The 17,541-nt window shown below is 31.8% G+C and carries 24 protein-coding genes; 3 read left to right on the forward strand and 21 right to left on the reverse strand.

What is annotated here, in order from left to right:
• Nucleotides 1–97 precede the first annotated feature (97 nt).
• The 19 genes from BN3326_RS06225 to BN3326_RS06300 form a co-directional block, all read right to left on the reverse strand.
• Nucleotides 98–799: a hypothetical protein gene (locus tag BN3326_RS06225; RefSeq protein WP_069998231.1), complete on the reverse strand. Its 702-nt coding sequence runs from the start codon at nucleotides 797–799 to the stop codon at nucleotides 98–100.
• A 426-nt stretch (nucleotides 800–1,225) separates the two neighbouring features.
• On the reverse strand, nucleotides 1,226–2,326 hold the full coding sequence (locus BN3326_RS06230; RefSeq protein ID WP_069998232.1) for a hypothetical protein: 1,101 nt from the start codon (nucleotides 2,324–2,326) through the stop codon (nucleotides 1,226–1,228).
• A gap of 226 nt (nucleotides 2,327–2,552) precedes the next feature.
• The gene (locus tag BN3326_RS06235; RefSeq protein ID WP_069998233.1) at nucleotides 2,553–3,773 is read right to left on the reverse strand and encodes a hypothetical protein; all 1,221 of its coding nucleotides are present in this window, start codon (nucleotides 3,771–3,773) and stop codon (nucleotides 2,553–2,555) included.
• Between the two features lie 383 nt (nucleotides 3,774–4,156).
• Nucleotides 4,157–4,495, reverse strand: coding sequence for a hypothetical protein (locus tag BN3326_RS06240; protein ID WP_069998234.1), 339 nt, complete (start codon nucleotides 4,493–4,495; stop codon nucleotides 4,157–4,159).
• A gap of 24 nt (nucleotides 4,496–4,519) precedes the next feature.
• Nucleotides 4,520–5,167, reverse strand: a complete 648-nt coding sequence (locus BN3326_RS06245) for a sigma-70 family RNA polymerase sigma factor (protein ID WP_069998235.1) — start codon at nucleotides 5,165–5,167, stop codon at nucleotides 4,520–4,522.
• 200 nt (nucleotides 5,168–5,367) lie between these two features.
• Nucleotides 5,368–5,619 carry a hypothetical protein gene (locus BN3326_RS06250; protein WP_069998236.1) on the reverse strand — a complete coding sequence of 84 codons (252 nt, stop codon included), beginning with the start codon at nucleotides 5,617–5,619 and terminating at the stop codon, nucleotides 5,368–5,370.
• A gap of 514 nt (nucleotides 5,620–6,133) precedes the next feature.
• Nucleotides 6,134–6,721, reverse strand: coding sequence for a tyrosine-type recombinase/integrase (locus BN3326_RS06255; protein ID WP_069998237.1), 588 nt, complete (start codon nucleotides 6,719–6,721; stop codon nucleotides 6,134–6,136).
• A gap of 3 nt (nucleotides 6,722–6,724) precedes the next feature.
• Nucleotides 6,725–7,015 (reverse strand): hypothetical protein, encoded by a 291-nt coding sequence (locus BN3326_RS06260; RefSeq protein ID WP_069998238.1) that lies wholly within the window; start codon nucleotides 7,013–7,015, stop codon nucleotides 6,725–6,727.
• A 39-nt stretch (nucleotides 7,016–7,054) separates the two neighbouring features.
• A complete protein-coding gene (locus BN3326_RS06265; RefSeq protein WP_069998239.1) occupies nucleotides 7,055–7,867 on the reverse strand; it encodes a hypothetical protein in 813 nt (270 codons plus the stop codon).
• Nucleotides 7,868–8,248: 381 nt separating this feature from the next.
• On the reverse strand, nucleotides 8,249–8,416 hold the full coding sequence (locus BN3326_RS21940; protein ID WP_171903774.1) for a hypothetical protein: 168 nt from the start codon (nucleotides 8,414–8,416) through the stop codon (nucleotides 8,249–8,251).
• Between the two features lie 160 nt (nucleotides 8,417–8,576).
• Nucleotides 8,577–8,732 (reverse strand): hypothetical protein, encoded by a 156-nt coding sequence (locus BN3326_RS21945; RefSeq protein WP_171903775.1) that lies wholly within the window; start codon nucleotides 8,730–8,732, stop codon nucleotides 8,577–8,579.
• A 31-nt stretch (nucleotides 8,733–8,763) separates the two neighbouring features.
• Nucleotides 8,764–8,916 carry a hypothetical protein gene (locus BN3326_RS21950; protein WP_171903776.1) on the reverse strand — a complete coding sequence of 51 codons (153 nt, stop codon included), beginning with the start codon at nucleotides 8,914–8,916 and terminating at the stop codon, nucleotides 8,764–8,766.
• A 3-nt stretch (nucleotides 8,917–8,919) separates the two neighbouring features.
• Complete coding sequence (locus BN3326_RS06270) at nucleotides 8,920–9,153, reverse strand: hypothetical protein (protein WP_069998240.1); 234 nt, start codon at nucleotides 9,151–9,153, stop codon at nucleotides 8,920–8,922.
• Nucleotides 9,154–9,183: 30 nt separating this feature from the next.
• Complete coding sequence (locus BN3326_RS06275; RefSeq protein WP_069998241.1) at nucleotides 9,184–9,516, reverse strand: hypothetical protein; 333 nt, start codon at nucleotides 9,514–9,516, stop codon at nucleotides 9,184–9,186.
• A 12-nt stretch (nucleotides 9,517–9,528) separates the two neighbouring features.
• Nucleotides 9,529–11,385, reverse strand: a complete 1,857-nt coding sequence (locus BN3326_RS06280) for a toprim domain-containing protein (protein WP_069998242.1) — start codon at nucleotides 11,383–11,385, stop codon at nucleotides 9,529–9,531.
• Nucleotides 11,386–12,201, reverse strand: a complete 816-nt coding sequence (locus tag BN3326_RS06285; RefSeq protein WP_069998243.1) for a conserved phage C-terminal domain-containing protein — start codon at nucleotides 12,199–12,201, stop codon at nucleotides 11,386–11,388.
• Nucleotides 12,202–12,316: 115 nt separating this feature from the next.
• The gene (locus tag BN3326_RS06290; protein ID WP_069998244.1) at nucleotides 12,317–12,580 is read right to left on the reverse strand and encodes a hypothetical protein; all 264 of its coding nucleotides are present in this window, start codon (nucleotides 12,578–12,580) and stop codon (nucleotides 12,317–12,319) included.
• A gap of 303 nt (nucleotides 12,581–12,883) precedes the next feature.
• On the reverse strand, nucleotides 12,884–13,168 hold the full coding sequence (locus tag BN3326_RS06295; RefSeq protein WP_242875946.1) for a hypothetical protein: 285 nt from the start codon (nucleotides 13,166–13,168) through the stop codon (nucleotides 12,884–12,886).
• Complete coding sequence (locus BN3326_RS06300; protein ID WP_069998245.1) at nucleotides 13,169–13,369, reverse strand: helix-turn-helix domain-containing protein; 201 nt, start codon at nucleotides 13,367–13,369, stop codon at nucleotides 13,169–13,171.
• Between the two features lie 241 nt (nucleotides 13,370–13,610).
• On the opposite strand from BN3326_RS06300, the gene BN3326_RS06305 reads away from it, so the two are divergent.
• From BN3326_RS06305 to BN3326_RS06315, 3 genes are all read left to right on the forward strand, one after another.
• Complete coding sequence (locus tag BN3326_RS06305) at nucleotides 13,611–14,030, forward strand: helix-turn-helix domain-containing protein (protein WP_069998246.1); 420 nt, start codon at nucleotides 13,611–13,613, stop codon at nucleotides 14,028–14,030.
• 11 nt (nucleotides 14,031–14,041) lie between these two features.
• Nucleotides 14,042–14,470, forward strand: coding sequence for an ImmA/IrrE family metallo-endopeptidase (locus BN3326_RS06310; RefSeq protein ID WP_171903777.1), 429 nt, complete (start codon nucleotides 14,042–14,044; stop codon nucleotides 14,468–14,470).
• A gap of 112 nt (nucleotides 14,471–14,582) precedes the next feature.
• On the forward strand, nucleotides 14,583–15,620 hold the full coding sequence (locus tag BN3326_RS06315; RefSeq protein WP_069998248.1) for a tyrosine-type recombinase/integrase: 1,038 nt from the start codon (nucleotides 14,583–14,585) through the stop codon (nucleotides 15,618–15,620).
• A 133-nt stretch (nucleotides 15,621–15,753) separates the two neighbouring features.
• On the opposite strand, the gene BN3326_RS06320 is transcribed toward BN3326_RS06315, so the two are convergent.
• Nucleotides 15,754–16,755, reverse strand: a complete 1,002-nt coding sequence (locus tag BN3326_RS06320; protein WP_069998249.1) for a GGGtGRT protein — start codon at nucleotides 16,753–16,755, stop codon at nucleotides 15,754–15,756.
• Between the two features lie 18 nt (nucleotides 16,756–16,773).
• Nucleotides 16,774–17,466, reverse strand: coding sequence for an iron-sulfur cluster assembly scaffold protein (locus BN3326_RS06325; protein WP_069998250.1), 693 nt, complete (start codon nucleotides 17,464–17,466; stop codon nucleotides 16,774–16,776).
• Between the last annotated feature and the right edge of the window lie 75 nt (nucleotides 17,467–17,541).

A 17,541-nucleotide genomic window follows, 5' to 3' on the forward strand; every position in this document is an offset into this window, starting at 1 on the left:
TTGAGCATTCTTTTGTTATTACTATTACCTTAAAATGTTAAGGTGACATATAGTCGTGCTAGGGTTCCTTCTTATATTATATCATACATAGAAAGTTTTATGAATCTTTATTCGCAAAACAACTTAATAATTCTTGATATTCTATTAGTAATTTATGATCTTTATCTTTATTTATTATTTTAGAATTGTATTCTATATCAACATTTGTATTGATATTATAACTACCTAAAAGAGTTTTCACCTTTTTTCTTTCAGTTGTTGAAAGGATATCTGCATAATATTTAGATACTGCAATATATTTACACAAAGTGCCTTGTACATGATTTGCATATCTTTCTTTTTCTATAACTAAATTTAGTAATGTAATAAAATCATAAATATTAATAGAAATATCCATAGGTGTATCTATGTCAAAATTAAGGTTATTTTCCAAATTAATCCCTTTAATATCATACTTATTTGATTCTATATAAAAACTAGTTTCATTTCCTGCTTCTTTTATTAACGATTCCATCTGCTCAAAAATATTTTTTGCAATTTCTAAATGTTTTTTACTTAAAAAGATTAATATATTTATAATATCATAATCTGATAAGTAAATTTTTATTTTACTATTTCTATCTTTCATTATTATAGATAGTGTATTAACTTTAAGAAAATAAAAATCCTTAGATAATAATTTCTCATCCTCATCCTCAAACTCCAATTTAATATAATAATAATATTCTTTTTCATTCAAAATATTATTTTTTACTATGTATTCTGCTTTTTTTTCATCTATTTCTTTTAAAAAGTGCATATTACCCCTCAATTATTATACTTTTTTATTTTACTTTATATCATTTCTTTTATATATACAATAAATATTATATATTCTTGAAAACTTACTAATACATTAAAGGCTTATTTTACTGATACTTCTAAGTTGTATGTATATACTAAAAGAGCTTGTTTTAAAATGAAAATATAAAAAGACTTTCTTAAGTTTGGGCATCACGAAACAAGGGTCGGTACCCTTACATTCTTTTTTATTTACTTTTTTATGCCATCATATCTTTTTATATATTGTCTATTTATATAATAAAATCCGCCTTCTAAACGTATAAAAAGACAGCGCCTAAGCCCTATCTAATTTAAAATGATATTTTTATTAATCTAGGATACAAATTCTTTCTTATTAATATTTTTATGCATTCTCTAATAAAGTTCGGTAGAAACAAAGATACTAATAAATTAGTTTACCCCTCTTGATTGAGCTCTTGTCAACAACATATTGGTTGTTTTCACATTTCACATTTCCAATTAGGCAGTAATTATCGTCTTCTACGATATATCGTTCATTAAGCTCTACCTCCCTAAAAAAACCTGCGTATTCTGGCCTACCATTATTTATTATAACGTTGTTATCCTTATCAATGATGCAATTAAAAAACATACCTTCTACTTCGACGCCTTTTTCTACTTGTCCTTCAAAATATAATTTATTATCTTCTTTACTAAATAACTTTATATATCCCGTATAGGGCTTACCATTATAAAAATTACAGCTACATATTTTTTCGTTATCTTTATCATAAACAGTATATTTATTATTATCTTTAGTGTACATTAAGTTTCCATTTGTATATCTAGCCTCTAATGTATTATCTAAAAAATCATAATCAGACAGCTTATTTAATACTTCTAGGTATTTACTATTTAAAATGCTATTAAGTTTTATATTTGTGCCTAATTTACTTTTGTAAATATAATAAACTTCCAATGTTATTTTTTCAAATAATTCTTCGAGATGACGCTTTATATTTCTCCCATCTTCTTTTAAAAGTTTAATATTCTGTATATCAGTATATAATTCTCTATAAATTTTAATAAACTTACTATCCATATCTAAATTTACTAGATATTCTTCCCAACTTTTATCTATTAAAATATATTTATCTAATATCTTATAGGTAGGATTTATTTGCCGCAAATACAGTTGAAACAAGTATTCTAAAGAATTAGTCAAGTCAATGCTAACTTTATTTCTACATATCCTTGTTTTTTCATCCCTCTCTTGCGTTGCTTTTGATATGGAAAAGCGATGAATAACCCATGTAAGTATGGCTGTTACTTCAATGCTTAGTATCCCTATGTATATGGTAATATACTCTGATAATTTTATTCCTTCGCTGAAATTTATAAGTGGAAGTTGTATTTGAAAATCATGCCCTACTACAAAAGTTGCAATAACTAAATTTAAAATAAAAATCAGTATACTAGGAAAGATAAGAATTATTATCCCTATTAAGCACAACTCTATATCTAGTCCTTTTTTAGTTTTCATTTTCTACCTCCATTATAAATCAATACCTGTCAATATATCCGCTTCTTCTATTTATTAACTACAAAAATTATATATGAAATAATATGTATTGTCTATTTATATAATAAAATTTGTCTTTTAAACATAGAAAAAGACAGTGCTTAAGCCCTGCCTAACTTAAAATGACATTTTTATTTGATTCGTTTTTTAATATGATAGATATTTAAAACCTATTATAAAAACACTATTATAATTGCAATAAGCCAATATTATTAGCTAATATGATTTTTAAATCATCTGAGGTTATCTCCTCACTTTTAAACATTTCAAATAGCTTTAATAAAGTCACAGTTTCAATGATAAGAGTTCCATTTCTCTTCGCTAGGTTTATTTGATTATCATGTACCGGCTGTCGTTTGTCTATTGAAGAACTTCTTTGATGATTCATAATAAGTAATGTCTTGACTTTTTCATTTACGCCACTTTCCTGAATTTTATCCAAATAAGCTTGCATATGAACATCTAATTGAGAGATGTGTTCTGACTTTACATTAGATGTAACCCCTTTTATTTCACCAATAAACGTAATATCCTCCAATTTTATCAAAAAATCCTCTTTTTTTTCATCCGTAAAGTGAGATAGATCATATCCTAGTATTTGTTCTAGTATTTTAAAAACAATAGTGACTAATTCTTCCCCATTAGTATAAAGAATTGACTTATATTCATTATTTTGGTAGAGCATCCCTCGAGCTTCTGCAATAGCATAGTTAGCCGATTTAATAACGGCTGCTTGATCTTCAATTATTTTTTTATAATCTAAATCATCAAACATATTAATGTCCTTAAACCACTCAGGCACCTCTTGTTTATATCCAATAAGATTAATCTCTTCTAAAAAAGCTATTAAATATTCATAGTCCTCAAATTTTAGCGTTGTAACGTGTATATTATTTAAAACCATAGTGGTTACTTTCTTACTAATATTAGATCTAGTTAATACTCCTTGCTCTTTTCCGAAATAGAAGGAAGCAGAATATTTTTTATTATTAATTACTGTTTCTGTATTTTCGTAAACTAACTCTGGTATCGAAAAGCTTAGCAATTGCTCCACCATTTCTTTTCTTAATATATCAAGCATATTCTTCAAATTAATTCCCTTTTCATAACTTGTACCAGTTCTAGTTTTAATAGGATTATATTTATATCTACAATCTTGTGGCAGAAGAATTACTATCTTTGTTTTATGTATCCGCTCTATCATAATACTAAGATTCTTAAAATCCTCTTTGACACGAAGAGAACCTATATGGGATGAATTACCTATCCATATATCCTCATCATTTAAATCAATTATGTTTATATCAAATTCGTCCAATGATTTGGGAGAACTTAGCGTACTAATAATTAGATCTTTGTGCTTTATTTTATTAATACGACTAGCTGAATATACTATATATTGAATCATGCATCTTTACTCCTTATCTATAATATCTAATTAAAAAACGTATCATTCAGATTACATTTACTAAAACATGCATATTTAAACCTATCCGACATAATATTACCCCCTAAAGTTATAATTAATAGTTATTTTACATTATTAACTATTTTCAGTCAATTAATTACAGTTTTTAAATGGGCTACTTTAATCACAGAACATCTGTTCATTATTGTAAACGATTGTTTTATTCTTTTTAGTTTTATATTTGTACTTAATAAAATTCGCCTTCTACCTGGACATGTTACTATAACCTCTTATAAAGTATTTAGCGGTTTCGCTCATGTATTAATTTGTATTACAAACCTATAAAAATTGTATAAAAAAAGCTCTAGTGCATGTCTTCCACGCTAGAGCTTTACTAAGTTTGTATTCATTCTTACACCTTCAAAAAAGCTATATATTTTCGTTTCTATACTGCGTATATCCTCATAATATGTACTTTTTGTGATATAGAGGATACTGTAAACAGAAATAACACTTAAACATTGATCATATCTGAATTTAACTATTTGCTTCTCCCTTTCCGTAAGAAGCTGAAATGCTACTTCATATTTATTTATTTCTTCAGTAATCTCTTTAAATTGCTCTTCAATATTCTCTTCTAGTGCTTCTCCCGGTAACTGTAATTTAATTCTAAGTTCTCTTTCCTTATCCTTCAACGACTTATATCTTTTTAATTCCTTCATTGCTTACCTCTTCGTAGTATGTCCTTAGTATATATACTCTCTTTCTCTTCTTCTAATTTCCCACTCTTTTCTTGCCCAAGAACTTCTTCTTAGTTTGGCCAATGCTCTAGTTTTAGTAATTATAGTTCTTTGCTTATCCTCACCTTCATACATACTTGCAATTTGGTCTAATGACATGCATTCACCATCCCAGCCAAAATTAAGTTTAATTGCCATCCTCTCTCCCAATGTCAGTTCTTCATTCATCACCTGATCTAATTCTTCTCTAATTTCTTGATAATAAAGACTTTCTTCTACCTGGTCATAGTTAAATGATTTATCTTCCATGATATCTATTAGCTCTATATCATCATCATTAGTAGGTCTATTCAGGCTCGTTTCCTCATTAGTGTTTTTTTGCTTGATAAAGCGATTCATTTTAGAATAGATCCAGTGAATGGCGTAAGTCATAAACTTTGCCCTTCTATCATTATCAAATCTATATTTACGTGCTGCAATCATAAGTCCTATATATCCCTCTTGGATTAAATCTTCTTCATCAATAGAATTACTTTTCACTACATAAAACTTATTAGCCATCATATAGACCATACGTTTATTTCGTTCTAAAAGCGTGTCTAATGCTTTTGCATCTCCTTGCTGATATATTTTAACTAACTCCTCATTATCCACTGGATACACCCCTTTTAGTTAGTGTGGAGCATATTACTTTATATACCATAATATACTATTGAAAAATATTCAGCTCTAGCTTAAATACCAAAGCTGAATCCCTATACTAATTCATAATAAATCACTAAATTAAGTCTATATTGACTTAATTTGGCTGCTACTACTCATTAACTGAAGCTAAATTCTCTCTTTTCTACTTGTTACCTCCTCATATTTACTGTATTTATTGCTTTTGCTAACTGCAAAGCATCTCTACTTACTGATGGATTGCTGCATTGCACCATTTCACTTGACATAGCCATTTTTTCATTATATATAAAGCTTTCTATTTGCTGACGTTCCATAGGTGTAAGTGTCCCTCTTGATCCCTCTATAAATTTTATTGCAGCCTGAGTCATTTCTGCTTTACTCATCGAATTAATCATTGCTTGCACATCTTGCCAATTTTTCATTAACGCTCACCTCACTCCACTTTTTATTGCTGCTTTGCTTAATTGCTTCTTTATGACCAATTTCCGATTTTTAGGGAAGGAAATAGAGTTCAAAAAAATTCCTAGTCTAGATGAATCCCGGGCCTCGCCAGACCCGCATGAGATTTTAATTTCTCAGAAGAACCTATTGACCATCAATGGTTTCATGATATGCATATATTGCTCTATCATACTGCTATAGATTGTATATTAATTAACAATACATGCTCCCTATAAGGTGTTCTTCGCCCCCTAATTTAAAAATCCGGAAGTGACATAAATATTTGCTATTTTGCACAATACTTTTTGAATACTTTCTATGTACTTCATAGGCTTGTACTGCTTCTATTCCTTATAAATCAATGCTTTAGAATACATCTTATTAGTTTTACATTATAGTCGGATTGTTAAACTCATTTAAACCTTGAAACTACTGAAAACACTAGCTTTCTTCAAAAACATACAAATGAGTTTAACCTATTACAATTTCGTTAAACTAATCATAATCAAATGCTCTTAGCTCACTATTCACATCTTCCTGCTCTACACCTATATATATCTTTGTCTCCTCTATTGATCTGTGATTAAGAATCCTTTGAAGAGTTGCTAAGTTCTTAAATACTCTATAGTGATGATATCCAAACGTCTTTCTCATGGTATGGCAGCCTATATTCTCAAGATTAAACTTAACTTCAATCTCCTTCATGATCTGCCATACCCTCTGCCTTGATATTGGGGTATTATCTTCTTCAAAGAGCTTGTTATCTTTTGACTTTCTTTTTGGCGCATACTGCCTTGACTTAAATAAATATTCATCATCGGCTCTGTCTTTACAGTATGCTTGCAGCTCTTTTCTAAGCTTAATAGGCATATCAAAGTCTCTATACTTGCCAGTCTTTTTTTCTTTAATGCGTAGACTTTGTTTTCCTTTAACATCCTTAACTTTCATCTCAATGAGATCCGATACTCTTAAAGCTGTAAAGAAGCCAGTATATAAAAGCATATAGTCTCTTTGATTCTGTTCTTTCTCGAACTGTAAAATTTTCCTTACTAGATCCTTATTCTTTATGGAGACAGTTGCCACACTCTACCTCCTAGTCTTATTTTTCTTGAGAATTACTTGCGCCAGAACCTTAGTTTCATGGTCTACTTGCTCCGTATCACTTGCAAGTAACTCACTTATATCATTTACCTGATACTTATTGCCATCTTCTTGCCTAATGTCATATGTATCAATTATCTTTTTTGTCTTAGATAATGCTTCTGTTTCTATGTAGGCTCTAAATATTAGGTGAATGCTGTTCTCTATAGGTCTTGATAAAATGGCTTTAATTCGTTCAAGTTCAGCTATACTCTTTTCAACATCATCTAAGGTCATTTTTTACACCTACTTTTCTAATTAATACTTCATGGTGGATTATTCTTCGCCTAGCAGCATTTGCAACTTCCCAATCTTCTCCTGGAGCTTAATTCTTTCTGGATCATTTGGACTATAGGATCTAAGCAACTTGATAAATGTATTTAATCTTTGTTCGCAAAATTCTCTGTGCTCAGGCTTTATTCCATCTAGAAAGTCTGAACCGCTTATACCTGTTATTTCACTGTACTCTTGCTCTGCTTTATTAAGCTCTTTGAAATCTGTTCTACTGTTCCTAACCTTATATTTAATGTGATCAATTAAATGCTTTTCTTTAACTGCATTAATTTCTTTAATAGTAAAATGATGATTATCAGCTGCTATGTTTCTGTATTTACGAGCAATTTTACGTTGCAGATTAATGTCCATATACTGTTGATTACGAACTAAATCTGTGTATCCATCATAAATAGCCTCTACTGCATACCCATACTCTTCTAAAAGGTTCAAGTAATCTTCCTGAGTCTTCTTAATTCTACTCATAATATCTTGAGCTTTGCTTGCCTTTACAGCCTTATCAATATCATTTTCTATTGTGCTCCAGTCGATATCATATGTCTTTTGTTTTGCCCCTTCCAACAAACGTAGCCTATCGTCTTTATTTTTCTCGATGAAAGATATCTTTTGTTTTAGCTCATCAATGACTTTCAGAAGGTTAATATCTAAGGTGTCCATATATTCTGCTTCTCTAGCTGCTATCTCTGCTCTAAGGGTTTCAATCTCTTCATTCAGCTCATTAACTTGCTGCATTTGAGCATTAATCTTTGACTTTCTACTATTCATCTTTTCTTTCAACTCGTCTAGAAATTTCATTGCTTTCATTCTCCTTTAATAGTTGGTATTTTGGCATTTGTCTTGGTTGTTACTTTTTTAACATCATTTTCAGTATTCGGAAATGGTAGTTTGAAGTTTTAAAAGTTTAAAACTAGAGGAATCTCGGGCTCGCTAGAACCGCAGCTCACTTTTTCCTATCGGAAGTACCTTAGTGTTATCAAGGCTTTGAACCCCTCTAAAAGTTCTTTTAAACTCTAAGAAAATATGCGTCATTTGCTTTCCTTCTCTCGCATTCTTTTTAAATGCCTTATTGCCTTGGTAGAGATAGGCTCATTACGATTATTCTTTTACTAAATGCGTGAGATAGTTTGTAATCACGCATTTAGTTTTAAGACAAAATCCATTTCCGATTCTACTTACTTAATTGCTCTTTCTATCACAGGTGCGTGCAAATCTCTTTGAGTCATCTCTCCTAGCTCCATTAAGAGCTAATGCCAGATTATTAACTCTCTCATTGGATGCCTTTCTCCCGAAATAGTTAGCTCTTAATTCTCCAGCAAATCGTTCTGTCATCTCTTCTCTTCTCATCCCTTCACCCCCTCTCATATCTATTCATGCCAATATAAAAGGCATGGGAAGGCGTTCAATATCTCATGATATCAAGTGCTTTCCCATGCCTTTATACAGCTTCCACTTAGTTAATAAGTAGGGTACTCTTATAATATTCAATTTATAAATATGAATATATTTATTCTGAATAAATATATTCACACCTACTCGGATCTTCATTTAGATAAAAATCACACTTATATTCGTCTAGACAAGTATCTTTTTCTAAACAATCCATACAGCAGTATTTATCTGTATTTATGGTGCAAGTTAATATACATTTCATTTTCCCCATTCGTTTCACCTTCTTATCATTGAAAGTAACCTTATACTGCTATTTCAGCATTGATATAGATATTTGAGTACTCACCTTTCTTTTGCTCTTTAGACATCTTCTTTACGTTTAAAGTTTGGCTTAATGCCTTTAATGCTGCTTCCTTTTCTGATTGTTCAACATAAGAAATCTTTATTTTTATCATATGCTATGCTCCTATTCTACTTTCTCTAATACCTCTTTCCTTTTCTTCCAGGTTAATTGCTGCAAAGAGTAATCTTTTCACTTCTAGATTAATAACTGCATCTCCTATTACTCTTTGTTTAAGTGCCATTAGATCTCCGTTACTCATATGGTTAAAAACATAATTCTTAAAATGTTTATATGTATAGTTGATTAACTTCTCATCCTCTTTATTTGGCTTTAGTGTTTCTGTTTTCATACTGGCAGCTCCTTTTCACAAACTAATCTACTATCTCTGATTATATAAATCTCCCAGCTCTATCTTTAAGTACATTTTCATTTGCTCATTAGTCACAATATGCTTGAATCCTTCACGCTTCATAAATAAGATGAGATCTTTAAGGTTTATGTAAGCTTCTTTATCATTTATAAAACATATCCAATACCAATATTTTTGGTTGCTCTTCTTGTGTTTTAATAGCTTATCTTTAAATTCCTCTACCTCAATACTATTAAGGACTATAGTATTCATTTTTTCCTCATATAGATTTGTAAGCTGCTCTTTATGGTTTACTACTAAGAATAGTGGCAAATGAGTGAGAGGTTTTTTACTTTCTATCATATGATTTCCTCCCTAAAATGGCATATCGTCTAATACTTCTTGAAAACCCTCACTTGTGTACCCATATCTACGATTCAAGTCTCTTTCAAAGGAATAGAATCTTTTACGACCATTATCAAAATACAATGGTGCTTCTCTTTCACTTGCCCCTGTATATCTGTCTTTAAATAGTGTGATACATGCATCTTTAGGATCAATAGCTGTCTTATTCTTTGATAAGGCTATCTCATATTCTTCTTTTTCACTTTTAGTTGTTCTATGTACGCCAATGCAATAATCACATAGGTTTGTTATATCTCCGGAACCACTTACATCAAACTTAGTAAGCTTTTGTCTATCGTTCGGCTTTCTTGGATGAGCCACTAGGTGAACAATAGCTTGATATTTATTAGCAAAGTTTTTAAGATCATTAACGAATCGCTTCTGGGCTGAAAATTCATTTTTATAACTCTCTTCAAGTTCCACCTTCATAAGACCATCTATAACAAAAACCTTAACACCTTTTCTCTTTGCCAAAATATCCATTGTCTTAAGCAGTGATTTTGATGAACAATCATTTTTATCATAAAGATATAGCTTATCCTTTAGCCATAAGGTAATCTTTTCAGCTGCATACTTTTTCACTTTATAGTATTTTTTATTACTCACCTTGGTTGTATGCTCTTCAAAGTCCTCTTTGTCTGCTATAGTTGTGTATAGCCAATATCTAAAATTGCTTGTAGTAAGCTCTGGACTAAAAACGAACGTTCTATATCCTTGACTGATGCTTTCAGCAATACACATTTGATTGATCGCAGTACTTTTTCCATTTCCGTTATAACCTGTAATAATATTAAGACTACCCATAATGAAACCTAAAATTCCACTATCAATACCTTTAATTCCGCTTTGGATCTTCTCAGCTTCATATACATTGAAATCTTCAATCTTGTCCATTGTGATTACGCCATCAATCTCTATTTCACTTGCTTTATAGATCTCATTTATAACTGCGTTTTTACCAAACTTGTAAAGTATTTCATTTATGTCTTTTGCTTTCTTGGTATAGACTATTTTTACAATATCGTTCGAAAGCCTATTAGCTGCTTTTCTTGCTCCATCTTTCCCAGCAGTATCATTATCAAAAAATAATATAATCTCTTTAAACTGTTCCAGCCATTCATAATTAACGCTGATCCATTCCTCACTTGTTGCTCCTGTTGGAATAGATACTGCATTTTTATAGCCTGCCTCAATAAGACTTAAACAATCAAACTCTCCCTCACATATAACTAAAGGTTTAGTAATATCCACTTTATCCATGTTATAAAGGGTATTACAGTTAGTTCCTGATTGAAACCATGTTTTCAAATCATCTTTCGAGACTTTCTTGGCTACTCTATATTTATTTGATATATGATCCCCTGCAGCATTTCTATACTCAAATACAACGTTTCCCTTCTCTTCCTTAAGGCCAACATATGCAGCAGTTTTAAGGCTTATTTTACGGGATTCAATATATTTATTAACCACTTCATCCTGTATAGCTTTATGCTTTATTGGTTTACTTTTTGGTTTAAATTTAACTTTTTCCTCATCTAGCATAATATTAAGGCCAAAGTCTTTTATGATAGCTTTTGTAGCTTCTATAAAACCCATGCTGTAATAGTCTATATAATGATCAAATATATCATAGTTCCCTTGGCAACTAAAGCAATGAAATCTTTTCAAATTTTCATCATAACTCATGCTTGGGTTGCTATCGTTATGAAGAAAACACAAATACTTTTTATTTTTTACTTGAAGTCCTTTATCAGCTTCTATCTTGCTTTTAACAGCTTCGGCTGATACTTGTACTTTAATAGCTTCTGCCGCTAGTTTAATCTCCAATTATTTCACAACCCTTCGTCTCTCGTATATCCCTTCTTCTTCATTAAAAACTTTTATGAACTGCACCTCTGCATTCATACCTTTGCTTCGACACTGTCCCTGCTCATTTAAGTAACCTTCAAACTTGGTACCAAATAATGTCTCAGGCCTTAAATACTTCTGCATATCTGTACCTTTCCATGAAGCAGCCTTTTTATCTATAACCTCTTTGAAGTCTTCTACTGTAAATTGTTCTTTAAATCTTGCATTTATAAGTGTTATTGTTTTCTTTGTTGTAGGCTTATAAGAAGTCTCACATACATGGTTGAGATAGGTTACTATCTCGACTATATATTTATTATTAGATATATTTATAGAAGATGTATTATTTACCGTATTGTTTACCGTACTATCTACCGTATTATTTACCGTATTATTTACCATACCACTACTACCCTCTAAACCTTGACTATCAATAATTCCACCGTATTGTTTACCGTATTCACTACCGTATTGTTTACCATATTCGTTACTGTACGTTTTACCGTATTGAAAAATCAGCCTTAAAATGCTCCTCTGATGCTTTACTTTAGACTTATTTATCCACTCAATAAACCCTTCTTCTTCAAGCTCCTTCATAATAATTTGAAGTCTGCCTCTACTTATTTCACAATCATCTTCTAGAACGGAATAGCTGAAATAACATTCACGCTTTTTAAGTCCGTTGTATTCCTCCTGATAATTGGCATTGTATATGAGCCAACTTATCACATTATGCTTGTCTTTATCCTCATTAAAGGTTTTTCTTGTATAATCACTAAACCCGTTAAAAAACATTCTGTTCACCTACTGTCCGGCTGCTTACAGGCACCTAAAATATTTTGCCTCCTTCTTGCATAAATACAAATAATGCCTTATACTTATGTCATATTAGTTTTACTGATGCCATGATCTAGTTGTAGCTAGCATGGCCTTTTCTTTTGAATAAGTTTAATATTTTAGGCGCTTTCTTCAATGATAAGTTTTCTTTTATTAAATTGCTATTAGTTCCTGAAAGCACTTCTACTCTTAAGTCTTTTGCTGCTAGATTAAACTCTAAAAATTCTATTTTTTGATAAGCTGCTTCAAGCTCCGCACTACTTTCTTTGAGTCTTTTCTTAAGCATTTTACGAGTTAAAAATTTTATACTCATTTTCTTATTCTGTCTTAATTTCATTTGCATTCTCTCCTTGTTAGGTTCTATTTTCTTCTTCTCATTTTTTCTATGTAGTACAAAAAAAAATAAATAAGATCTATCTTTTGTACGTAAAAAAATTAACTATTAAGATTGATTTTTCATTGTAATGATTGAATCCATTCGCTTCTACGCATTGAGCACAATAGTCTACATCAACAACTCACATAGAAGTATGTGTTATACCATATTTACCATTAAATGATCCCAGTAATTCTTCTATCTGTTGCAGGTCTTTTTGCATTTCTTCATTCATAAGCTTGCGTTCCTTTGTTTAGCTTTGTCTTAATTGTTGCCTACATATTCTTTAAATAACTTAGGAGATATATAATAAGTATATTTTCCGTTACCAATTTGAACTGCATGACCAAAAGGCAAGATACCTTTTTGAAGGCCTACTCTAATAAATTGAGCAGATTTCCCCATTATTTCAGCAGCTTCTGCAACTTTTATTCCTTCTCCAACTGGCATAGTTTTCATTTTCTTATCCATATTATCTTTCAAGCCTTCCCATTCCGAGGTAGTGATTCCATCCAACAGCTGTATAAAATAGTCTAATGTATCTTGCATTTATGCTCCTCCCTTTTCAGATATCAACTCTTCTAATCCAACTCCAAAATAATCAGCTATTTTCTGTAGCTTATCTAATTTAGGAGTACTTCTTCCAGTTTTCCAATCACTAAGTGTTGATGTCGAAACCCCTGTTTCTTTAGAAACTTTATATGGAGTAATTCCCTGCTTTTCAAGCAATCTTTTAAAATTCTGATACAAATTGGCACCTCCTTATTAATAATTTAAGAAAATTACAAAAAAACATATTGCAAGTATTACGGAAATGTGATATATTGTAACCACCGCAGAAACATTATATCAAACATTTCCATAACACTTGACTTTCTTATCTATATAGCTAAGTTTTCTTAGTTATGTGGTTATACTATCACGTATTTCTTTCTTAGTCAAGTGTTTTCATCTAAGTTTTCTTAACCACTTTGAGAAGGAGGAATTACACATGTATGAAAGATTTGCAAAGTTACTTGAGGAAAGAAGAATCACCGCTTATAAAGTCGCGAAAGAAACAGGAATTGCAACAGCAACACTAAGCGACTGGAAAATGGGTAGAAGCGTTCCTAAAATAGATAAGCTCCAAAAGATAGCTGACTATTTCGGAGTGTCTCTAAACTATATTACTAGCAATGAAGAAACATCTTCTTCCGAAAATAATAATAATAATAATCCTCTTACCGGAAAGAAAATGACTAAAAAGGAAAGTTCTCAATACGAAAAAGTGATGGGCGAGGCTGCATTGTTATTTGATAATGAAGATGTATCAGAAGAGGATAAAGAAAAGCTCATGTTAGCTTTAAATGATATATTTTGGAAATCTAAACAGAGGAACAAAGAAAAATACGCAAAGTCTCGCAAAAAGTAGGAGGTATGCTAGTGGATATAGCACTTAGAGTTAAAAATCTGGTATCCACATACAATACCCATGACCCAATACGAATAGCTAAATTAAGGGGAATTGATGTTAATTACTACGATTTAGGGAATATAAAGGGGATATACAAAAAGATTCTAGGTAATAGATATATAGCATTAAACGAGAACCTAAATGAATTTTGTCTTCTTATCGCATCAGCTCATGAATTGGGGCATGATGTGCTACATAGTACTAAACAAATACAGCTTATGAAAGATTGCTTTATACTGCCAAAGAATGGAATAATAGAAATTCAAGCCAACAAATTTGCTGCTGAATTGTTATTATATGAAGGGGTTACTTATGAACATCTAATGCATGATAATAAAGTACTAGGAAAGCAAATTATTAATACTCTTATTGATTTAAAAAATTCTAGCATAAAATAAAGACTAGGCGCTACCAACACCTAGTCCTTATAAGCGCATATAATATACGCTCTACACATACTTAGTATATAATATGTGCTCCAACATTTCAATACAAATGAGGAGTGATTATATGAAATTACCTAATGGATATGGATCTGTTTATAGGCTATCAGGCAAAAGACGTAAACCTTGGGGAGTAAGAAAAACTGCTGGATGGGAAACTGATGCCGATGGTAATGTAAAACAAAAATATGATATTATAGGTTATTATGAAACTAGACAACTAGCTTTGCAGGCACTTGCAAATTATAATGAAAATCCCTATGATCTTAAAGCTGATAGTATAACATTTTCAGAAGTATACGATAAATGGTCTGAAGAACACTTCAAACAAATAGTGCCATCTGCTACACGAACATGGAAAGCAGCCTATAATTATTGCAAGCCTTTATATAATACTAGGATGAAAGATATCCGGGTAAATCATCTTGAGCAAGTAATACAAAAAGCTGATGTCGGAGATTCTACAAAAGCAAGAATAAAAAGCATGTTCAATCTTCTTTACAAGTATGCTTTGAAGCATGAAATTGTAGACAAGGATTATGCAGCTTTATGTAATAGTGTAAAAAAGGCTACTCCTAGTAAGCCTATAGTAATCTTTTCGCCTAATGAAATTAAAATGTTATGGGATAATATAGGGTTTCCGTTCGTTGATATGATACTTATAGGGATATATTCAGGATGGAGGCCACAAGAACTGGCCATTTTAAAAACTACAGATATAGATATCGAAAACATGATCATGTTGGGTGGACTAAAAACTGAAGCAGGAAAAAACCGTTATGTCCCTACTCATGAATCTGCAAAAGAGTTGATATTAAAAAGATATAACCTAAATAATGTACAATTGTTTATGGATGATGAAGGAAACCCAATGACTTATGATAAGTATAGAGGAAGATTTAATAAAGTTATGGAAAAACTTAATATGGACCATAGGCCTCACGAGACACGCCACACATTCATTACTCTTGCTAAGGATGCTAAAGTTGATGAATACTGTTTAAAATTAATGGTTGGACATGCTATAGAAGATATAACTGAAAAAGTATACACACACAGGACTATAGAACAATTAAGAAGCGAAATAAATAAAATAAGGATATAACCTATGTAGTTATATCCTTATTTTTGCGTATTACCAGTGTGTATTACCTGTGTATTATTTGTGTATTACCACTAAAATCCGTAACATACAATAAGATAACAAATCATTGATAATACTATATTTCCAATCTTGCTTATTTGCTCATTGCTTCTTCAATAGCAACTGCCACTGCAACAGTAGCCCCTACCATTGGGTTATTACCCATCCCAATAAGTCCCATCATTTCTACATGGGCTGGTACTGATGATGAACCTGCAAACTGTGCATCTGAGTGCATTCTTCCCATAGTATCTGTCATACCATAAGAAGCTGGGCCTGCTGCCATATTATCTGGGTGAAGTGTACGGCCTGTACCACCACCTGATGCTACAGAGAAGAATTTCTTCCCTTGCTCGATACATTCTTTTTTGTATGTTCCAGCAACTGGATGTTGGAAACGTGTTGGGTTTGTAGAGTTACCTGTTATAGAAACCCCAACGTTTTCTAAGTGCATGATTGCTACACCTTCTCTAACGTCGTCTGCGCCGTAGCAACGTACTTTTGCACGTTCACCTTTTGAATAAGCGATTTCTTTAACAACATCTACTTTACCTGTTGCATAATCAAACTTTGTTTGAACATATGTAAATCCATTAATACGTGAAATAACTTGTGCTGCATCTTTTCCAAGACCGTTTAAAATAACTTTTAAGTCTTCTTGACGTACTTTATTTGCGGAACGGGCAATACCAATTGCACCTTCTGCTGCTGCAAAACTTTCATGACCTGCAAGAAAAGCAAAACATTTTGTTTCTTCGCGAAGAAGCATTGCGCCTAAATTACCATGGCCAATACCAACTTTTCTATCATCAGCAACTGAACCTGGGATACAGAAAGCTTGAAGACCTTCTCCTATAGCTTCTGCTGCCTCAGCTGCTACTTTACAGCCTTTTTTAATAGCAATAGCTGCGCCTACTACATACGCCCAACAGGCATTTTCAAATGCAATAGGTTGAATAGATTTTGTTAAGTTGTAAGCATCTACACCTTTTTCGTCACAAATTGCCTTAGCTTCTTCTATATCTTTTATTCCATATTGATTTAAAGCTGCATTAATTTGGTTGATTCTTCTATCATAAGACTCAAATAATGGCATTTTTTTGGCACCTCCCTATTACTCATGTCTTGGGTCAATTTTACGAGCAGCTTCATCGAATCTACCGTATTGACCTGTAGCTTTTTGTATTGCTTCGTTTGCATCCATTCCCTTTTTGATCATGTCCATCATTTTTCCAAAGTGAATGAATTTGTAACCTATAATTTGATCTTCGTCATCAAGAGCAATTTCAGTTACATAACCTTCCGCCATTTCTAAATATCTAGGTCCTTTTGCTTTTGTTGAGTACATTGTACCTACTTGAGAGCGAAGACCTTTTCCTAAATCTTCTAGTCCTGCACCGATAGGAAGACCTCCCTCAGAAAAAGCTGTTTGAGTTCTTCCGTATACGATCTGCAAGAAAAGTTCGCGCATAGCTGTATTGATCGCATCACAGACAAGGTCTGTATTAAGCGCTTCTAAGATAGTTTTGCCTGTTAAGATCTCTGCTGCCATAGCTGCAGAGTGAGTCATCCCAGAACATCCTACTGTTTCAACTAATGCTTCTTCGATAATACCATCTTTAACATTTAATGTAAGTTTACATGTTCCTTGTTGTGGAGCACACCAGCCTACACCATGGGTAAGGCCGCTAATATCTTTGATTTCTTTTGCTTGTACCCATCTTCCTTCTTCTGGAATTGGTGCTGAGCCGTGGTTAACCCCTTTTGCTACTGGGCACATTAATTCTACTTCATGTGAATACATCATTGTCATGACTCCTTTCCACTCATATATATTTAAAGATATCTCTTTAAATCAAAAAATTAACAATACAATCTTATT

Source organism: Cellulosilyticum sp. I15G10I2, assembly GCF_900095725.1.
Lineage (GTDB): Bacteria > Bacillota > Clostridia > Lachnospirales > Cellulosilyticaceae > FMMP01.